17 protein-coding genes and 2 tRNA genes are annotated in these 17309 nt (G+C 49.9%); 9 read left to right on the top strand and 10 right to left on the bottom strand.

What is annotated here, in order from left to right; genetic code table 11:
- Positions 1 to 40: 40 nt before the first annotated feature.
- The 3 genes from RIG61_02060 to RIG61_02070 all read right to left on the bottom strand — a co-directional run bounded on the left by RIG61_02060 (position 41) and on the right by RIG61_02070 (position 1323).
- On the bottom strand, positions 41 to 400 hold the full coding sequence (locus RIG61_02060; GenBank protein MEQ9617940.1) for a hypothetical protein: 360 nt from the start codon (positions 398 to 400) through the stop codon (positions 41 to 43).
- A 171-nt stretch (positions 401 to 571) separates the two neighbouring features.
- Positions 572 to 1213 (bottom strand): bifunctional 4-hydroxy-2-oxoglutarate aldolase/2-dehydro-3-deoxy-phosphogluconate aldolase, encoded by a 642-nt coding sequence (locus tag RIG61_02065; protein MEQ9617941.1) that lies wholly within the window; start codon positions 1211 to 1213, stop codon positions 572 to 574.
- Positions 1214 to 1236: 23 nt separating this feature from the next.
- A tRNA-Ser gene (locus RIG61_02070) sits at positions 1237 to 1323 on the bottom strand.
- A gap of 103 nt (positions 1324 to 1426) precedes the next feature.
- On the opposite strand from RIG61_02070, the gene RIG61_02075 reads away from it, so the two are divergent.
- Complete coding sequence (locus RIG61_02075; protein MEQ9617942.1) at positions 1427 to 3946, top strand: helicase C-terminal domain-containing protein; 2520 nt, start codon at positions 1427 to 1429, stop codon at positions 3944 to 3946.
- A gap of 240 nt (positions 3947 to 4186) precedes the next feature.
- On the opposite strand, the gene RIG61_02080 is transcribed toward RIG61_02075, so the two are convergent.
- The 3 genes from RIG61_02080 to mtgA form a co-directional block, all read right to left on the bottom strand.
- The gene (locus tag RIG61_02080; protein ID MEQ9617943.1) at positions 4187 to 4354 is read right to left on the bottom strand and encodes a hypothetical protein; all 168 of its coding nucleotides are present in this window, start codon (positions 4352 to 4354) and stop codon (positions 4187 to 4189) included.
- Between the two features lie 141 nt (positions 4355 to 4495).
- Positions 4496 to 5275: an SDR family oxidoreductase gene (locus RIG61_02085; GenBank protein ID MEQ9617944.1), complete on the bottom strand. Its 780-nt coding sequence runs from the start codon at positions 5273 to 5275 to the stop codon at positions 4496 to 4498.
- A 133-nt stretch (positions 5276 to 5408) separates the two neighbouring features.
- Positions 5409 to 6098, bottom strand: a complete 690-nt coding sequence (gene mtgA, locus RIG61_02090; protein ID MEQ9617945.1) for a monofunctional biosynthetic peptidoglycan transglycosylase — start codon at positions 6096 to 6098, stop codon at positions 5409 to 5411.
- A 175-nt stretch (positions 6099 to 6273) separates the two neighbouring features.
- On the opposite strand from mtgA, the gene gyrA reads away from it, so the two are divergent.
- The 3 genes from gyrA to RIG61_02105 all read left to right on the top strand — a co-directional run bounded on the left by gyrA (position 6274) and on the right by RIG61_02105 (position 9883).
- Positions 6274 to 8706, top strand: a complete 2433-nt coding sequence (gene gyrA / locus RIG61_02095; GenBank protein ID MEQ9617946.1) for a DNA gyrase subunit A — start codon at positions 6274 to 6276, stop codon at positions 8704 to 8706.
- Between the two features lie 74 nt (positions 8707 to 8780).
- Complete coding sequence (locus RIG61_02100) at positions 8781 to 9275, top strand: PaaI family thioesterase (protein MEQ9617947.1); 495 nt, start codon at positions 8781 to 8783, stop codon at positions 9273 to 9275.
- A 2-nt stretch (positions 9276 to 9277) separates the two neighbouring features.
- Positions 9278 to 9883 (top strand): glutathione S-transferase family protein, encoded by a 606-nt coding sequence (locus tag RIG61_02105; GenBank protein MEQ9617948.1) that lies wholly within the window; start codon positions 9278 to 9280, stop codon positions 9881 to 9883.
- 5 nt (positions 9884 to 9888) lie between these two features.
- Here the strand turns inward: RIG61_02105 and RIG61_02110 are convergent.
- Positions 9889 to 9965 (bottom strand) — tRNA-Gly (locus tag RIG61_02110).
- 95 nt (positions 9966 to 10060) lie between these two features.
- On the opposite strand from RIG61_02110, the gene proB reads away from it, so the two are divergent.
- Together proB and mltG are read left to right on the top strand one after the other, a co-directional pair.
- A complete protein-coding gene (gene proB, locus RIG61_02115; GenBank protein ID MEQ9617949.1) occupies positions 10061 to 11200 on the top strand; it encodes a glutamate 5-kinase in 1140 nt (379 codons plus the stop codon).
- Positions 11201 to 11223: 23 nt separating this feature from the next.
- Positions 11224 to 12228, top strand: coding sequence for an endolytic transglycosylase MltG (gene mltG, locus RIG61_02120; protein ID MEQ9617950.1), 1005 nt, complete (start codon positions 11224 to 11226; stop codon positions 12226 to 12228).
- 7 nt (positions 12229 to 12235) lie between these two features.
- On the opposite strand, the gene RIG61_02125 is transcribed toward mltG, so the two are convergent.
- The gene (locus tag RIG61_02125) at positions 12236 to 13360 is read right to left on the bottom strand and encodes a vWA domain-containing protein (protein ID MEQ9617951.1); all 1125 of its coding nucleotides are present in this window, start codon (positions 13358 to 13360) and stop codon (positions 12236 to 12238) included.
- A gap of 32 nt (positions 13361 to 13392) precedes the next feature.
- Entirely contained in the window at positions 13393 to 14355 is a 963-nt protein-coding gene (locus RIG61_02130; protein ID MEQ9617952.1) for a MoxR family ATPase, read from the bottom strand.
- Positions 14356 to 14557: 202 nt separating this feature from the next.
- Between RIG61_02130 and RIG61_02135 the strand changes: the two genes are divergently transcribed.
- The 3 genes from RIG61_02135 to RIG61_02145 all read left to right on the top strand — a co-directional run bounded on the left by RIG61_02135 (position 14558) and on the right by RIG61_02145 (position 16917).
- On the top strand, positions 14558 to 15928 hold the full coding sequence (locus RIG61_02135; protein ID MEQ9617953.1) for a sodium:alanine symporter family protein: 1371 nt from the start codon (positions 14558 to 14560) through the stop codon (positions 15926 to 15928).
- A gap of 165 nt (positions 15929 to 16093) precedes the next feature.
- Entirely contained in the window at positions 16094 to 16480 is a 387-nt protein-coding gene (locus RIG61_02140; GenBank protein ID MEQ9617954.1) for a hypothetical protein, read from the top strand.
- A gap of 5 nt (positions 16481 to 16485) precedes the next feature.
- Complete coding sequence (locus tag RIG61_02145) at positions 16486 to 16917, top strand: hypothetical protein (GenBank protein ID MEQ9617955.1); 432 nt, start codon at positions 16486 to 16488, stop codon at positions 16915 to 16917.
- A gap of 46 nt (positions 16918 to 16963) precedes the next feature.
- Here the strand turns inward: RIG61_02145 and RIG61_02150 are convergent, their stop codons facing one another.
- Entirely contained in the window at positions 16964 to 17272 is a 309-nt protein-coding gene (locus RIG61_02150) for a hypothetical protein (protein ID MEQ9617956.1), read from the bottom strand.
- Positions 17273 to 17309 lie beyond the last annotated feature (37 nt).

Genomic DNA, 17309 nt, shown 5'->3' on the forward strand with positions numbered 1-17309 from the left:
AAAGAAGGGACTATTTAAAGGAGAAAGCTGACTTTTTATCTTAGCCCGAGGTAGACTTGGTCTTTGCTTTTTTACTCGTTTTTCTCCTCGCTCCGGTTGCTCTGCGTCTTGGTTTTTTATTTTCTTTGAGGGCCTTCTTACCGCCCTCGACAGCACCTAACGCTGCAAACTGTAAGACTTTTGTAGCCTTGTGTAAGACATCCGCTGAGCTTTTCATAATCTCGGATGCCGAATCGCTTACTTTTTTAGCAACATCTTCAGATAACTTTGTAATATCACTTTTTCTGGTCATACCTATTTTTGTTTTTAACTCTATAATATCTTTTTTGATCTCATCAAAATGCTGGATAACCTTGTCCTTGCTTTGTTCTTTGGGTTTACTCGGTTTTTTTGTTGCCATATTACCCATACCTCCTCATTTATTTTAATTTGATCATCATCGCCCGGAATTGCTATTTATATAGCTTTATTAAGTATGAAAAGTATATACGGCATGACGGATAACCACAATATGTCAGGTCTGTGAGTCAGCTTGGATATTCGACGGGAAACCCTATACACTGGAGGTCGGCTAGTTGGCTTTATTAATAAAACCCAGTATAAAATCCTCCGGATCGCCGGAGCTGTCAACGTCAATTATAGGGGCTACGGCGAATGAGCCTGCCTTTAGATATAGAATGGCGTCTTCATGCGACATTTTGTCTGTCGGTATGAGCTTCACGTCGGGGAACATATCACGGAGCCTTGCAATCCACTCCGCCCCTCCCACCAGAGAGCAGGGAAAGATGCTGACCGCATCCGCTCTCATATCGTAGGCGCCGTAAACCTCTCCGGGCGTCAGGGCACCCGGGGCGTGGAAGACGTTCTCCGATCTACACTTTCTCAATATGCCTCTGTCGAAATGAGTCGGGAATAAAAAGGAGGCTCCAGAATTGACGGCTACCCTCGCCTCCTTTGCCGTGCTGACGGAGAAAACGCCTATGTTCTTTTCGCCTCTTTTTTTAAGGAATTTGAGCCTGTCCTTTAGCTTAGGGATTTTGAAATCGAATCCGAGCGGGCAGCCGGTGCTCTCCCTCAGTGATTCCGCCGTTTTGAAAATCCGCTCGGGAGAATTCCCCGTAAGAAGTATTATAATCTTTTCCTTCTCTATGCGTGCGGTCAGTTCTCTGTGAAATTCCTTCGCCTGGTGTCTGGTTGTTTCTTTTACGGTCATGCGTTATCCGTTTATGTACAGTGCGGAGGGAGTGGGATTCGAACCCACGAGAATCTTGCGACTCTACTGGTTTTCGAGACCAGCGCCTTCGTCCGCTCGGCCATCCCTCCCGTTAATACATCCCTGATAAACTACCAAAAGTGTTATGTTTAAGCAATAACCGGATTATCCCGTCATCTGTGAAACTCCATCAAATTATGTAGACTTTTCCCCGTGGACAGGGAACTGCTTTCAAACAGCGTTAAAAACAGAATAAGAATATCCATCGAGGAGGCCTCGGGGAACGAGGTGTTTTTTGTAGGTTCCTTTACCGGGAGCGCGGTAATAGATGAGGTGAGAGTTGTGGCGCGCGGCAGCAATTACGCGGTGCCCGCGGTTATCGATTCCGCAAGTCCCGGCGAGGTCGTGATTCACAATCATCCTTCGGGCAACCTGACCCCTTCCGGACAGGATTTACAGATAGCCTCCGTATTCGGGAACCAGGGCATCGGATTTTACATAGTCAACAATAACGCCTCCGAGATTTACGTCGTGGTCGAGCCTTTTGCCGAAAAGGAGATCGAGCCTCTGGGCATTGAGGGATTAAGGGAGATGCTTCTTCCCGGGGGTGAGATAGCGGAATTAATGGGCGACAAATACGAGCTCAGGGATGAGCAGCTCCATATGCTGGAGGCTGTAACAAACGCGTTTAACGACGAAGAGGTGTCGATCATCGAAGCCGGAACCGGCACGGGCAAAACACTTTCGTACTTAATACCGGCTGTAAAATGGGCGCTTCAAAACGGCGAGAGAGTGGTTGTCTCGACGAATACGATTAACCTCCAGGAACAGTTGATTGATAAGGACATCCCTCTTGTGCACAGGGCGTTTGACGAGGACTTTAACTATTCGCTCGTCAAGGGTATGGGAAATTATCTGTGTCTGCTGCGGGCGGAGACTATAAACGACGGCCTCTTCGAAATGGCGGAAGAGGATGAGGTGGATGCGATTTCAAATATCCTTGAATGGGCGGGGATGACCGACGACGGATCGCTCTCGGACCTGTCGTTTACCCCGCCCGAAGGTGTGTGGGATAAAGTATCCGCCGAAAGCGATAGCTGCCTCCGCGCCAGGTGCCCGTATTATTCGAGATGCTTTTTCTATAAATCCAGGAGAGAGCTCGCCTCTTCGCAGCTGCTGGTGGTGAATCATCACCTGCTTTTCTCCGATCTCTCGATCAAGGGCGCGTCCGAGAAGAGTGACGCGGGGATACTTCCGCCATTCAGGAGGGTAATATTCGATGAGGCTCACCATCTTGTCGACGCGGCTACTTCGCACTTCGGCATGAGGGCCACCAAGTACGGGATAATCAGGATATTGAGGCGTTTAAAGAGAAAGGGGAAGGGCGGGGAGACAAAGGGGCTAATCTATTACACGGCGTCAATCGCCTCAAAGCTAGTAAGGCATATGAGGAAAGGAATTGTCAACGACGTCCTGAGAAGGGTAGAGCAGAACCTCTCCCCCAGGATCGATACCGCCGAGGAATATGCGAGGGACGCGTTCGATACCCTATTTTCATTCTCGCTCGCGGTAACGCGGGAAAAAGAGCCGTCTGCCGAAGAGGTGAGCTTAAGGCTGACCGAGGAGGTATTCAAGCGCGAGGACTGGGAGGAGATAGATAGGAAATTCTCAATTCTCAGAATAAGACTGAAAGAGCTGTATGAGGAAATTAAATCCTTCACTGATATCCTGCTGGATTATGAGTCGGAGAACGATATAGCGAAGCTCATGGTCGAGTTCAGGGGCGCGTCGAACAAGCTCGATTATTATTCGGATGTTATAAGCACGTTCCTCAGCCCGGAGGATGACGGCCATGTGAGATGGGTCGAGGGCAGGGAGGGGAGAGGGGGCGTAATATCGGGGCTCGGGTTATCCCCCCTCGATATATCCCAGCCGCTTAAAGAGAGGCTCTATTCCAAATGCGGCACAGTGGTTATGACTTCCGCCACCATGTCCGTGAGAAAGGACTTCCGGTTCATTAAATCGGGGCTCGGGCTTGAGGATGATGAGAGGGTCTCGGAGCTCATACTTCCCTCGCCTTTTAATTACGAGAAGCAGCTTCTTCTGGCAGTGCCGAACGATATACCCGAGCCGGGCGCAATGCGCTATTCGCAGGCGATAGCGCCCCTCATCGCTCAGGCGGTAAGAGCTTCGGACGGAAACGCGCTTATTCTATTCACATCCTACTCGCTTCTCGAAACTGTATATAAGGATATTTACCGGGAGCTCGAATCGGACGATATTCTTACGCTCAGGCAGGGAGCTATGCCGAGGGCGAGACTGCTCGAAAAGTTCAGGATAGTGGACAGATCGGTCCTCTTCGCCACGGACAGCTTCTGGGAGGGAGTCGATGTCCCGGGTAACGCGCTCAGGCTTGTAATAATTGCAAGGCTTCCTTTCAGAGTGCCCACGGAACCCATAATAGAGGCCAGGGTAGAGCATATGGAGAGTCAGGGGCTAAACTCATTTATCGAGTACAGCGTTCCTGTCGCGGTACTAAAGTTCAAGCAGGGATTCGGAAGGCTCATCAGGACAAGAAGCGATATAGGCGCCGTTTTAGTTCTGGACAAGAGAATAATCAGTAAATTCTACGGGAGATACTTTCTTGAATCCCTACCCGACTGTAACCGGTTAATATCCGGTTCAGGCGAGATAATAAAAGAACTCGAATCCTTTTTCGCGGAAAAGGACTGAGCGGAAATCACTGCTTATTCTAAAGGGGGACAGTAAAGATGTCCTGCAAATTCGTTAAGTTAAATTAAGCGTATTTGCGCTTTGATCCGGGTCAACCGATCCAGAGCAATGCATGACTCCGGGAGTAATAAGAACAACGGCAAGACTTATGAAAACGAAAGATATTTTAAGCCCTTTTGATAATCTTTTCGACAGTTTTATCATCTACTTTCTCCTCCTAAATAAGTTCGATATAATGATCTATTGATTTTCAGGCTGAATACTGACTATTTTAACGGTGTCAACGCTGTCGGCAGCGGCGTCTATACCGCCCTCACACCTGCAGCCGTATATAAACAAGACTGCTACGATAAATATTGCAGGCAGGAAAGCCTTTTTGTTTTTCCTCATCAACTGGATAAGCTTCATCGTGAGTCCCCCCTTTGAATGTTATTTCTCTCCGATCATCATAAATGTGTTAATCATTAATAACGATTACGAACCTAATAATAGCATAGTAAAACTTCGAGAGCAACAGAATTTTAATCCGGAGCCCTTTCACCTAGAAACTCAGGATTGAAGGGATTTTACTATCTTCCTGACGACCGAACGGGGGAGGAGCCGCAGCATGAACGGGGTAATTTTCTGCTTTACTCCCGGAACTATGATTACTTTTCCTTTTCTGAACCCTTCGTAGGCGGTCTTCGCGACGGGCCCGACATCCATGAGGCTGAGCTTGAATAGAAGGGAATCGTCGAGCTTTGACTTGGAGCCGAATTCCGTCCTTACAGGGCCAGGGGCAAGACAGGTGATTTTGATGTTCGGATCGGTTATTTCCTCGGACAGCGCTTCGGTAAATGAAAGAACGTACGCCTTTGTAGCGTAGTAGACAGCGAGGTTGGGACCAGGCTGAAACCCGGCCAGTGAGGCTACGTTCAATATCCCTCCGCGGCCCCTTTCGACGATCCCCGGCAGAAAAAGTCGCGTCAGGTGGGTGAGGGCGGCCACGTTCACGTGAATCATGTCCATCTGCAGGTCGGCGCCGAGTTCAAGCACGCTGCCTCGCGCTCCGAATCCTGCGTTGTTGACAAGCACGTCAATTTGTATCCTCTCCTTCCGGAGTTTGCTGAATATCTGTCTGGGCGCGGTTTTTTTCGAAAGGTCCGTGGGTAAAATAAAAACATCCACTCCGAACTCGGATTTTAGCAGGTCGGCAAGCTCGCCGAGCCTGTCTTCCCTGCGGGCTACGAGCACGAGGTTCGAGTTGTCAGAGGCGAACAGTTTTGCAAGCTCCCATCCGATTCCCGAAGACGCTCCGGTTATTAATACGGTCTCTGTTGCCATTTCCATCCTCTCTCGGTCTGATAAATTGACATATTGTTTTACATCCCGTCTCCCGTCATGTCAACAAGCTCGGAGGTACGGGAAGCCGGGCTGATCCTCAGGACGTTCGGATGAATCAGTGCCCCCGCCCGGTTCCGGTTCAATTTATATTTTTCAGATACCCTGCGCCGCCCAGGTTATTCATCTGCCCCGCGACCCACGCCGCCCTCCTTTTCATATACGTTGACGGTTTTGCGGGAGACATTAATCGAGGGTTGGGAAGGGAGACCGCGATTAGAGCCGCCTCCCCCTGGTTCAGATTCTTAGCCGATTTGCCGAAGTATATCTCGCCCGCCCTCTCCACTCCGTAAATACCTTTCCCGGTCTCAATCACGTTTAGGTACACTTCGAGAATCCTCTTCTTCCCCCAGATTTTCTCAATAAGAAATGTAAAATAGGCCTCGATCCCCTTTCTCAGCCACGATCTGGAAGGCCACAGGAATACGTTCTTCGCGGTCTGCTGTGATATCGAGCTCGCTCCCCTGAGCCTGTCCCCTTTCATCCTCTCGTCTATAGCTTCCTCTATGGATTCGATGTCAAATCCGTCGTGAAAAGGGAATTTCTGGTCCTCGGCGGATATCACCGCCATTTTCATGGAGCCTGAAATCTCGTTATAGTCCCGCCACCCTTTCTCGATCCTTCCCGCCCCGCCGAAATATCCGATAACCATCAGCGGTGTGAGCGGCGGGTCTACGTACTTATAGAGCAAAACCCAGCCGAGCGACAGGATCACGACAAAGATTAAAATTTTCAGAATAAAGTTGAAAAGTTTCCTGTAAGCTTTCTTCATTGATGTAAAAATTCGGGTTTCCGGTCGATTTTCCCGTTCCGATTACCGGTGCTCAAAAGTCGGGCACTTTTAGTGTGTCATATAATATATCCGGAGGCAAATTAATTGACTCTTACCCTCCTCTCATATAACCTACTCAGCCAATATTTATAGTTATTAGGAGGACTTTATTTAAATGACAACGCCGTCTCAAATTTTGCCCGTCAACATCGAAGACGAGATGAAGGAGTCCTATCTCAGCTATTCGATGAGCGTCATTATAGGGCGCGCTCTTCCCGATGTAAGGGACGGGTTAAAGCCCGTTCACAGAAGGCTGCTTTTCGGAATGGAAGAAATCGGCAATCAGTGGAACAGACCCTATAAAAAGTCCGCGAGAATCGTGGGAGACGTAATGGGTAAATACCACCCTCACGGGGACGCCGCGCTGTACGACGCGCTTGTGAGGATGGCCCAGGACTTTTCCATGCGCTACACGCTCGTTGACGGACAGGGCAACTTCGGCTCAATAGACGGCGACCCGCCCGCCGCCATGAGGTACACGGAGGTCAGGCTCGACAGGCTGGCGAGCGAAATGCTTCAGGACCTCGACAAGGAGACGGTTGATTTCGTCCCGAACTACGACGGGGGAGAGCATGAGCCGCTTGTTCTTCCGGCGAAGGTCCCGAACCTCTTGCTTAACGGCTCCTCCGGCATAGCGGTCGGTATGTCAACTAATATCCCGCCCCATAACCTAAATGAGCTTGTAGACGCCGTGACGGCTCAGATTAAAAATCCGGCCATCACGCTTGATGAGCTCATGACCCATATTCCGGGGCCGGATTTCCCTACAGGCGGTTTTATTACGGGAAAGAATCCCATAAGGGAAGCGTATGAAACCGGAAGGGGAATAATCAAGATAAGGGCAAAGGCGAGGATAGAAAAGCAGAAGAAAGGGGACAGGGAAATAATAATCGTCGATGAAGTCCCGTATCAGGTTAACAAAGCAAGGCTCATAGAGCGCATAGCCGACCTAGTGAAGGAAGAAAAGATAAAGGGGATATCCGATATAAGGGACGAGTCGGACAGAGAAGGCATAAGGGTTGTAATCGAGATCAAACGCGGCGAGAACGCCGAGGTCGTGCTGAATCAGCTTTACAAGCACACGCCGATGGATACGTCCTTCGGCATAATCATGCTCGCGCTTGTCAGGAATCAGCCCCGCGTGCTGCCGCTCAAAGACACGATTAACCATTTCATCGAGCACAGAAAAGAGGTCGTAACCAGACGCACCCAGTTTGAGCTCGGCAAGGCGGAAGCGAGGCTTCACATTCTCGAAGGTCTCAAAATAGCCCTCGATCATCTTGACGAGGTCATCGCTCTTATACGTAAATCGGACAGTCCGCAGACGGCAAAGGACGGCCTGATGCAGAAGCTCGGCCTTACCGACGTACAGGCTCAGGCAATACTGGATATGAGGCTTCAGCGTCTTACCGCCCTTGAAAGGGATAAAATACTCGAGGAAAGAAAAGAGCTGATAGAGACTGTTAAACGCCTCAAAGAAATACTGGAGCACGAGCATCTGATACTCGAGATCGTCACCGATGAGCTAAAGGAAATAAAAGACAGGTACGGAGACGAGAGAAGGACGGAGATTCTCGAAAGCTCGGAGGAGATTTCAATAGAGGACCTTATCGCGGACGAGGATATGGTCGTAACAATAACCCATGACGGTTATATAAAAACCACCCCTCTAAGCATATACCGGAGCCAGAGGAGGGGAGGCAAGGGCCGCACCGGGATGACCACGAAGGAGCTTGACTTTGTCGTGACATTATTTATCGCCTCAAAGCATAACTACGTGCTCTTTTTTACCAACCTCGGCAGATGCTACTGGCTCAAGGTTCATGAAATTCCCGAGGCCGGCCCCACGGCGAGGGGGAAAGCCCTTGTTAATCTGCTCAGTCTGGCACCGGACGAGAAGGTTGCGGCCGTGCTGCCCGTAAGGGAATTCAAGGAAGACCGGTATATCATCATGGCTACCAGGCAGGGCATAGTGAAGAAAACGAAGCTCATGGCCTATTCCAACCCGCGCTCGGGCGGTATAATCGCCCTCAACATTAGAGAGGATGACGAGCTTATAGAGGCCAGAATTACAAGCGGACACGACGAGATTCTGCTTACGTCGTACTTCGGGCAGGCTATAAGATTCAAGGAAGAGGACGTGAGGGACATGGGGAGAACGGCGACAGGGGTTATCGGGATAAGACTCGACGAAGGGGATCACGTAGTGAGCCTCGAAGTTATAGAGAACCCCGAAGCCCAGATACTTACCGTTACCGAGATGGGCTACGGTAAAAGGACACTCGTCTCGGCTTACAGGATTACGGGGCGGGGCGGCAAGGGAATCATCACCATTAAGACCACCGGGAAAAACGGCAGGGTAATAGGCGCTTTTCAGGTAACCAACGACACTCAGATAATGATAATAACGACTCACGGCGGCAAGGTAATCAGGATGAACGCCTCCGAAATAAGCGTATTCGGAAGGGGGACTCAGGGCGTAAGGCTTATCGGTCTCGCTCCCGATCAAAGGGTCGCGGCAGTAGCCAAGGTGCTGGAGAGAGAATAGTCGTCCGCGAATAATCACTTATACGGATTAGAAAAAGAAATAGTGAGCAAGTCTTAGCGATTCTGACCCTTAAAATGATTCGAGAGATTGAAAATATTTTCCTTGATTTCCCCGGGTACGGATGTTTCGCCTGCGATCCGAGGAATAAACTCGGGCTCCGCCTGAAGTTTTTCGCGGACGAGGAAAACGGGGACGTTTTTACCAAAATAACCCCCGAGAAGCACCTGGAGGGGTTTCCTGGCATTCTTCACGGCGGGATACAGTGCGCCCTTGTCGACGAGGTCGCTTTCTGGACGATGTTCGACAGGCACAGGAAAATTGCCCTTACCACCAAAATAGATATGGAATTTCTGAGGCCCGTCGGCACTTCGGGGGAATTGATCGTAAGGGGCAGGATAGTCGAGGAGAAAGAGCGGAGTGTGGGGGTGGTGGTCAATATACTCAACGAAAATGATAAGGTTTGCACCAGAAGCAGGGTAGATTATATTATTCCCAGGAGAGAGATAACCTGCAAAATTATGGGAAAAGAGAGATTCACCGGAAAATTTCAACAGTATCTGGAAGATTGATCATGTTGACGCTATACGACCATCCCCTTTCGGGAAATTGCTACAAGGTAAGGCTGGCTCTGGCCCAGCTAGCAGTCGAATATAAAAGGGAATATCTCGATATATTCGAGGGGGCGCAGCACGGCGGCGATTATCACAGGCTGAACCCTAACAGAAAGATTCCGGTTTTGATAGACGGGGAATTCAATATATGGGAATCAAACGCTATTCTTCTCTATCTGGGAAAAAAGTATTCACCCAATCCGCTTTATCCCGAAGACCTCGAAACGTTCGGAGCGATGTGCCAGTGGCTTTTTTTCGGGAAAACGTCTATCGATCCCAATCTTGCAGTCGCCAGATATCTTCTGCGTTTCGCAAGCCCGGAGCAGAGGGACGAAAGAGACCTGAATAAAGTACAGAGTCAGGGGAAAGCGGCTCTTCAGGTTCTTGACAGCCACCTGGAACATAACGATTTTCTCGCGGGAGCTTATACAATTGCCGATATAGCCTGCTACCCCTACGTGAAAACGGCTCATCAGGGGGGAGTTGACCTTTCTCCTTACCCGAGCGTAATACTCTGGCGCGACCGCATGGAATCTCAACCCGGATATATTTCGATGGAGGAGTAATTGATTGGAGCGGGAAACGGGATTCGAACCCGCGACCTTCTCCTTGGCAAGGAGACGCTCTAGCCAGCTGAGCTATTCCCGCTTGGTAGAGCAAATAAGATAGCAAGGTGCCGGCATATTGTCAAGGATGGCATTGTATATAGACGCATTTGAAAATTCATAATAGACGGCTCACGAATGAAAAAGTCGGATAGAAAATCAATAATCCCGAAGGTAAAGCGCGTAATAGTCAAGATCGGGAGCAGCGTGCTTACGGACAGGAAGGGATATTTGTCAGGGAGCGCTTTCAAGCTCCTCGCGGGGGGAATTTCCGAAATCAAATCAAGGGGCATCGAGGTGGTGGTGGTTTCCTCGGGGGCAATCGCTTCGGGCATGAAGAAACTCGAGATCAATAAGAAGCCGACCGAGATATCGATGAAGCAGGCGATAGCCGCGTGCGGCCAGAGCACTCTCATCTGGAAGTACGAGAGGGCGTTTTCCGCTCACGGGCAGATTGTCGCGCAGATACTTATCACCCATGACGGGCTTGCGGACAGAAAAAGATTCCTGAACGCCCGCAAAACCCTTATTACTCTTCTCAATATGGGAATAATCCCGATTATAAATGAAAATGACACGGTTGCCGTTGAGGAAATCATGCTCGGTGATAATGATAATCTGGCCGCGCTCGTAACTTCGCTTATAGAGGCAGATCTGCTTATCATGCTTACCGATATAGAGGGGCTTTACAGCAAGGACCCCAGAAATAACCATGACGCCGAATTCATATCGCTGATCGATCAGATCGGGGATGAGATAGAGTCCGTGGCCGGGGACACGCTCGGCAGCACCACGACCGGGGGGATGAAGACCAAAATACAGGCCGCGAGAACCGCGGCCGCTTTCGGGGTTCCTACGATCATAGCCAACGGTAAGTCGGGAACTACCCTTACGGAAATATTCGACGGGAAAGAAGTTGGGACGCTTTTCCTCCCCGCCAAAAAGAGCCTGAGCGGAAGGAAACACTGGATAGCTTTTACATTAAAATCCGCGGGGAAAATCGTAATAGACAGCGGCGCAAAGAAAGCCATCGCCTCCGGGGGAAAGAGCCTTCTTCCCTCGGGCATCAAGGACGTAAGAGGCAGGTTCGGGATAGGGGACTCTGTAACATGCGTCGACGAGAGCGGGACCGAGGTGGCCAGAGGGCTATCATGTTACGGCTCGGACGAGATAAAGAAGATTATGGGCCGCAGCACCAGGGACGTGGAAAGCATTCTCGGATACAAGTACAGCGACGAGGTTATTCATCGGGACGACCTGGCCGTTATCACGAAATAAATAATTTATCCTGATATCTAATTATGGGTTTCACTAAGCTTCGTGCCGTTCTGGCAATCTTTTTCGTAGTTCTTATTCTGGCGGGGGCGGGCCTCCTGGGGGTTTTCTACTATGTAAATAATGTCCCTTCTGTTCGTGAGACCACCGTGATCGATATATTAAAAGGGGAGGGCCTCAGGAAAATATCTACCAGGCTCGAGGAGGCGGGGCTTATAATTGACGACCGTCTGTTCATCCTCTATGTGGCGAGCAGGGGGTGGCAGAACAGCTTGAGAGCCGGCGAATATGAGTTTAAAGAAGGCTCGACACTGTCGGAGGTTGCCGAGAAAATCGCAAAGGGGGATGTGTTGATTCACAGAGTCACCATCCCGGAGGGCCTGACGGCAAGGGAAATAGCCTATCTCCTGGACGAAAAAAAAGTCCTCGACGGAGGGGAATTTCTCAGGGCGATTGACAATAATAAAGAGCTCCTCCGCATGCTCCCGGGGAGGCCGCTAACCGGCTTTGAAGGTTATCTCTTCCCGGATACGTATAGATATACGAAGGCTGTTACGCCTGAAGAATTTATCCTCATGATGATAAACAGGTTCAATAAGGTCTACGGTTCGCTCACTGATATGAGGGACGGCGTGAATCTCACCGATAACGAGATAATTACGCTTGCTTCGATAATCGAGAAGGAAACCGGGGCCGCTTCCGAGCGTCCCCTTATATCGGCCGTTTTCCACAACCGCCTCAGGATGGGAATGAGGCTTGAGAGCGATCCTACCGTGATATACGGAATGGGAGAGGACTTTGACGGGAACCTTACTAGGCGGGATCTGCGTACGGAGACAAGATATAATACTTACATCAACAGCGGCCTCCCGCCCGGCCCAATAGCCAACCCCGGAAAGGATTCTATAATCGCGGCGCTGAATCCCGCGGACGCGGACTATATTTACTTTGTGTCCAGGGGCGACGGGACGCATAAATTCTCAACTAACTATAGCGACCATCAGAAGGCCGTCTTCGAGTATCAAAAATGACGTCCCTCTAGGCGAAAACCTTGCTGAAAGGATCGACCTGCCCTTTCTCCTCAGACGGGGGAGGCAGTAACTTTTTGTCTCTTCTTTCAATCCTGATGGTTCCGTCTTTTCTCCGTGTCGCTATGAACTGGGTGCCGCTGGTTTCCCCGGAAATCTTCTGCAGAATCCTCGGGTAGTTTTTGGAGCCTATGAATATGGAGTGAATGCATACCCCCAGTTTTTTCGCCCTTATTCTCTCCGTTATCACGTCACAGTCTCCCGAAGTCGGAATTCCGTCGGTGATAAAAAGAATGTGCTTGTTTCTGAGCCCCCTTCCCCTGAACTCCGTGAGCGCGTCTTTAAGCGCGTCTTCGTAGTTCGTATTACCCGAGCATTCGGTCTTGGACGCGAGCTCCAGCATCCACTGGTAATCCCTGGTGAAGAATTTGGAGTTTCTTTTGTACTTATAGGAGCGGTGGTTGAATTCCACGTACCCCACCCGCATTCTCTTGGACCTCGCGAGCTCTATTACACCCCTCACGACCGAGGAAGACCATTCGCTGTACACTCCCATCATGGAGGTGCTCACGTCCCTCAGTATCGCTATCTCCCCTCCCATCATCTCTTTCTCGCGCTTGTGTACTCTCGGGAGCGTCGGTGTGGTGTGCTCGCTCCAGAACATCGCCTCGTAAGGATCCACATCTTCGATCTCGTCGAAATAGCTCATTCTCTTCCACTTTCTTGGTAAGCCTCCGGGATGCGGCGCCCTGAGCGCAATGCTTTTTTGAATATTTCCCTCAAGAACCTTCATGATCACTTTTACGTTATCGGCGGACTCGAGGTTTCTCTTGCCTCCGATCCAGTAGTCCTCTTCGTCTCCCGGATCGGGGGATTTGCTGGCATATACTTTACTTGTCTGGGGTGGTTTCTGGTCGTCCCTTCTCCGCCCGTCATCCGAAGCCTGCCCTTCGGGATCAGAAGGAATATTCATGTCCTCCGGCGGAGCCATATCACTTTCCTTCTGGATGTTTTCCTTGAGTTCTTTTAGGGCCTGGAAGAAGGTCTTGCGGGCTTCTGAAAGCTGGTCCTGATCCTGCTCGGACTCTTTTTTACCCTCGTCATCGGGGACTTCCTGGTTCTGGTCCCCCAGCATATCCTTGTCAAATTCTGACGACGGTTGTTCTTCTAGTTCGCTCCCCCTGTCCCTGTCTTTTTTTTTTTGGTCGTCAGATCCTCCAGAATCTGGTCCAGCTGGAGGAAAACCTCTTCAGGGACCCGGAAAGCGGTCATGTATTTAAGAGCGTTCAGGTCCTCTATTGTGCAAACATCCCTGTCCTGAAGAAGCGCGTGCGCTCTCATGATCTTGAGTGATTTTACGAAGAACGTTCTGTCGGAGATAAGTGAGTTGGTCTCGTCGCATCCGTAGTCCTCAATAAGGGTCGCTACGAAATTAGCGAGACCTTCCTGAACCTCGCCGGGAATTTCTACTTTACCAAGCCTCGCGTAGTATTTATCGAACACTTCCTTACTTACCCTTACGGGCACTTCGTATTCGAACGGTTGGTCCGTGTAGAGCTTGATTACTTCCTTGGCCTCTTCCCACTTCTTGCCGTAGGAGAGGCCCTGTGATTTGATCTGGAGGACAAACCTGTCCAGGTTCGCGGGGTCGAGCGGCTCGTTATAGTACTCGTCAGCCGTAGGATTGCTGGTAGCTATTGCGGTTAAAAGGGGTATTTGTTCGTCAAAAAATTTCCTTTCGTTAAGTATTCTGAGTAGTATGTTAAGCGATTCTCCGGGGGCTCTCGATATATCGTCCAATAGGCAGACCTCGGCGGTCAATATCCCGCCTTTGACTACTTTTTGCTTAATCACTTCCCCGGTTTCCGTTAAATCCTTTGATATAACCAGGTCTCCTACTAATTCAGATAGTCTCGTATCTCTATGGAGCTGATAGAAAAAGAAATTAAGCTGTGCGGCTCCTGATATGATTTCAGCAAGCATGGTTTTCGCCGTTCCGGGAGGGCCTTCGACATATATGTGCTCTCTTGCAATTACTCCGAGAAGCAACGACATTTTTACTTCATCATGGCCGATAACCAGCTTATCCATTTCTTCTCTAAGCGCTACGAATGGATTTTGTGATGTCATTCTTGGATTTTGCCTCCGTATATTTCCTTACGATATAGACTAATTGTACATAAGGGGGTTTTCTTTTGCAATAACAATACCGCCCGGGCAATGTAAAGCGGCCGGGAATATAAATTACCTCAATATCCGTTTTACGCCTTTACTATAAGTATTTAAATATGATAAATTTGTACTCTTCAGGATCGGTACTCGGTGCTAATTCATGCAGACGGAAATCACGCAATATCTTTCGTACCTGAGCGGAGTAGTGTGGGGCATCCCGCTGATAGCGCTCCTTCTCGGCACAGGCGTCTATCTCACGATAATGCTCAGGGGAATACAGTTCCGCGCCCTAATCCCGGCATTAAAGCTCGCCCTTGTCGACAGAGACGCGGACCGCGAGGAGCAGGGCGATATATCCCACTTCCAGGCTTTGATGACCGCGCTCTCGGCAACCGTCGGCGTAGGTAATATAGCTGGTGTGGCAACCGCGATCGCCGTGGGCGGGCCGGGCGCGCTTTTCTGGATGTGGGTGACGGGGCTTGTGGGAATGGCGACCAAATACTCCGAAGCCGTGCTTGCCGTCAAGTACAGGGAAGTGGACAAATTCGGGACCATGAGCGGCGGGCCCATGTATTACATTTCAAAAGGTCTCGGGCTTAAATGGCTCGGCATGCTGTTTGCCATATTCGCGGCCATAGCCGCCTTCGGTATCGGCAATATGGTTCAGTCCAATTCCGTGGCGGACGCCCTTCAAAGCGCTTTCGGCCTGCCGGTATGGATTACCGGTATCGTTCTTTGCGCGGCGACGGGGCTCGTCATCCTGGGCGGCATAAAAAGTATAGCGAGAACGACAAGCGCGATTGTCCCTTTCATGATAGTTTTCTATCTTATAGGGGCCTTACTGACTCTCGCGGTTTACTGGAAGAGTATCCCTGAGGCTTTTTACCTGATTTTTTACCATGCTTTTACCCCTACCGCGGCAGCGGGTGGTTTTATAGGGGCCACCCTGGGCCAGACGCTGCGAATGGGGGTGGCACGGGGTATATTCTCAAACGAATCCGGGCTTGGGAGCTCTCCGATAGCAGCGGCAGCTGCCCGGACCAAAAACCCGGTCGGGCAGGCACTCGTCTCGATGACCCAGACGTTTATAGACACGATTGTCATATGCACGATCACGGGTGTGGTTATCATAGCGAGCGGATTGTGGACAGACGGCGAGACGGGAGCCGCGCTCTCGGCGCTGGCTTTTGAAAGCGCCATACCCGGGCAGGTCGGCGCCGATGTGGTCGCTATAAGTCTCGCGTTCTTCGCCTACTCGACGCTGCTCGGATGGAGCTATTACGGGGAGAAAGCGATAGAGTATATTTTTAAAGAGGGAGCCGTAAAGCCCTACAGGCTGGTATTCACACTCGTTGTTTTTGTCGGCGCCGTCGTCAAGCTCGATCTTGTCTGGACATTCGCGGACATTATGAACGGACTCATGGCGCTCCCTAATTTGATCGGTCTATTGGGGCTTTCGAGGATAGTCGTTGACGAAACCAAAAAGTATCTGCATATCGAGGTCGCAAGAGAAAAATATGTGTCGCGATAAATGCGCGAAGCGTTATTTATGTCCTTGAATCAGGGATGAACATAATATAGTTTAACGATCTAATTATCCTCCTTCGCATACAGGTGATTTTTTGGCTACAATATATTCAAGCAAATCATGATAAGGGTTACATGCAGCTTAGTATTTACCGCGGCGCTAATCATCATGACGCCGTTCGTAGCCGCCTCAGTGGAATGGAAGCTGCTCGGATACGGAACTCTGGACGACTCCGCCAGGTTCGATGTTTTTGTCGATACTGAAACTATCAGGGATCTTAACGGTAATATAAGGTTCTGGGAGGGGCATGTGTTTTATTCAGAGCAGCCTCTTCCTTCAGGCGGCTCTTACCTCCGGGTTTCCATATTAAGGATTGTTCATTGCGGGGAAAAGAGCGACTCCGATCTCGAGGCGGTGTTTTACGGTTCCGACGGTTCGGTTGTCGACAGGTTCGCCGCTCGCGGGGCGGGAGGGCTCAAGCCCGTCGATGCAGGCACCATAAGGGGCGCGGTGTTGGAATTTGTTTGCGATTACCAGAGAGATGGAGGCATGTAGATAATATGATAGCGAAGAAGTTTTCCGTATTTGCTTTGATTCTCCTTACATTAACAGTGTTTTTCTTCTCCTGCGGGAGCGATAATAAAACAGATGAAAGATGGAAATATGTGGGGGGGATAAAAGGCGAAAAGGAGCAGACTATATCCGTTTACATGGATATGTCCAATATAGAGATTGACGATAATAAAAGAAAGTTCTGGATAAAATACATGGACTTCAAGAAAGACGGCAGCGCGGAGCAGTATATTCGCCAGACAGGCTACTGGGAAGTGGACTGCTTTGACAGGAACCTGTTTCGGCTGGGCGAGGAATACTACGGCCCTGACAATCAGCTTCTGGGAAGATCCGAAGAAAGGGTGAAGGAGGAATCCGCTTCATCCGAGTCTCTTGGGGCAAAAATGGCGGACGTAGCCTGCAGGTACGCTGGTAGATAACCGTTCCGCGCAAAATCGCGATACCTGGTCGGGCCCCAAACCGGCGTCAGTGTACTATGTCGTTCGGGATTAGCACCATCTCCCAGAGAGAAAACATAACTTCTTCTTTTTCATTTAACTCCATGGTCTTTCCCGCGAGCATATCTTTCGCGTATTTATTGGCAAATTCATTTAGATCGCTTATAGTTACGTTAATCTCTTCTTTGTTGTCGGGTAAAATAACGCGGTACCCGTTCTCCGTCTGAATTGCAGTGAATTTGTTTAGTTCTCTATCCATAGTTTCGACTCCTTTTTTTACAGTCTCAATATAATCACCGGAATCGTCTTTTAAAGGGGGGAATTTTATAACGCTCATTTACCCTCTTTATCGTTATCGTATTCGGATTTGGTTA

The organism is Deltaproteobacteria bacterium (assembly GCA_040223695.1).
In the GTDB taxonomy this organism is placed as follows: Bacteria; Desulfobacterota_D; UBA1144; order Nemesobacterales; family UBA2774; genus JAVKFU01.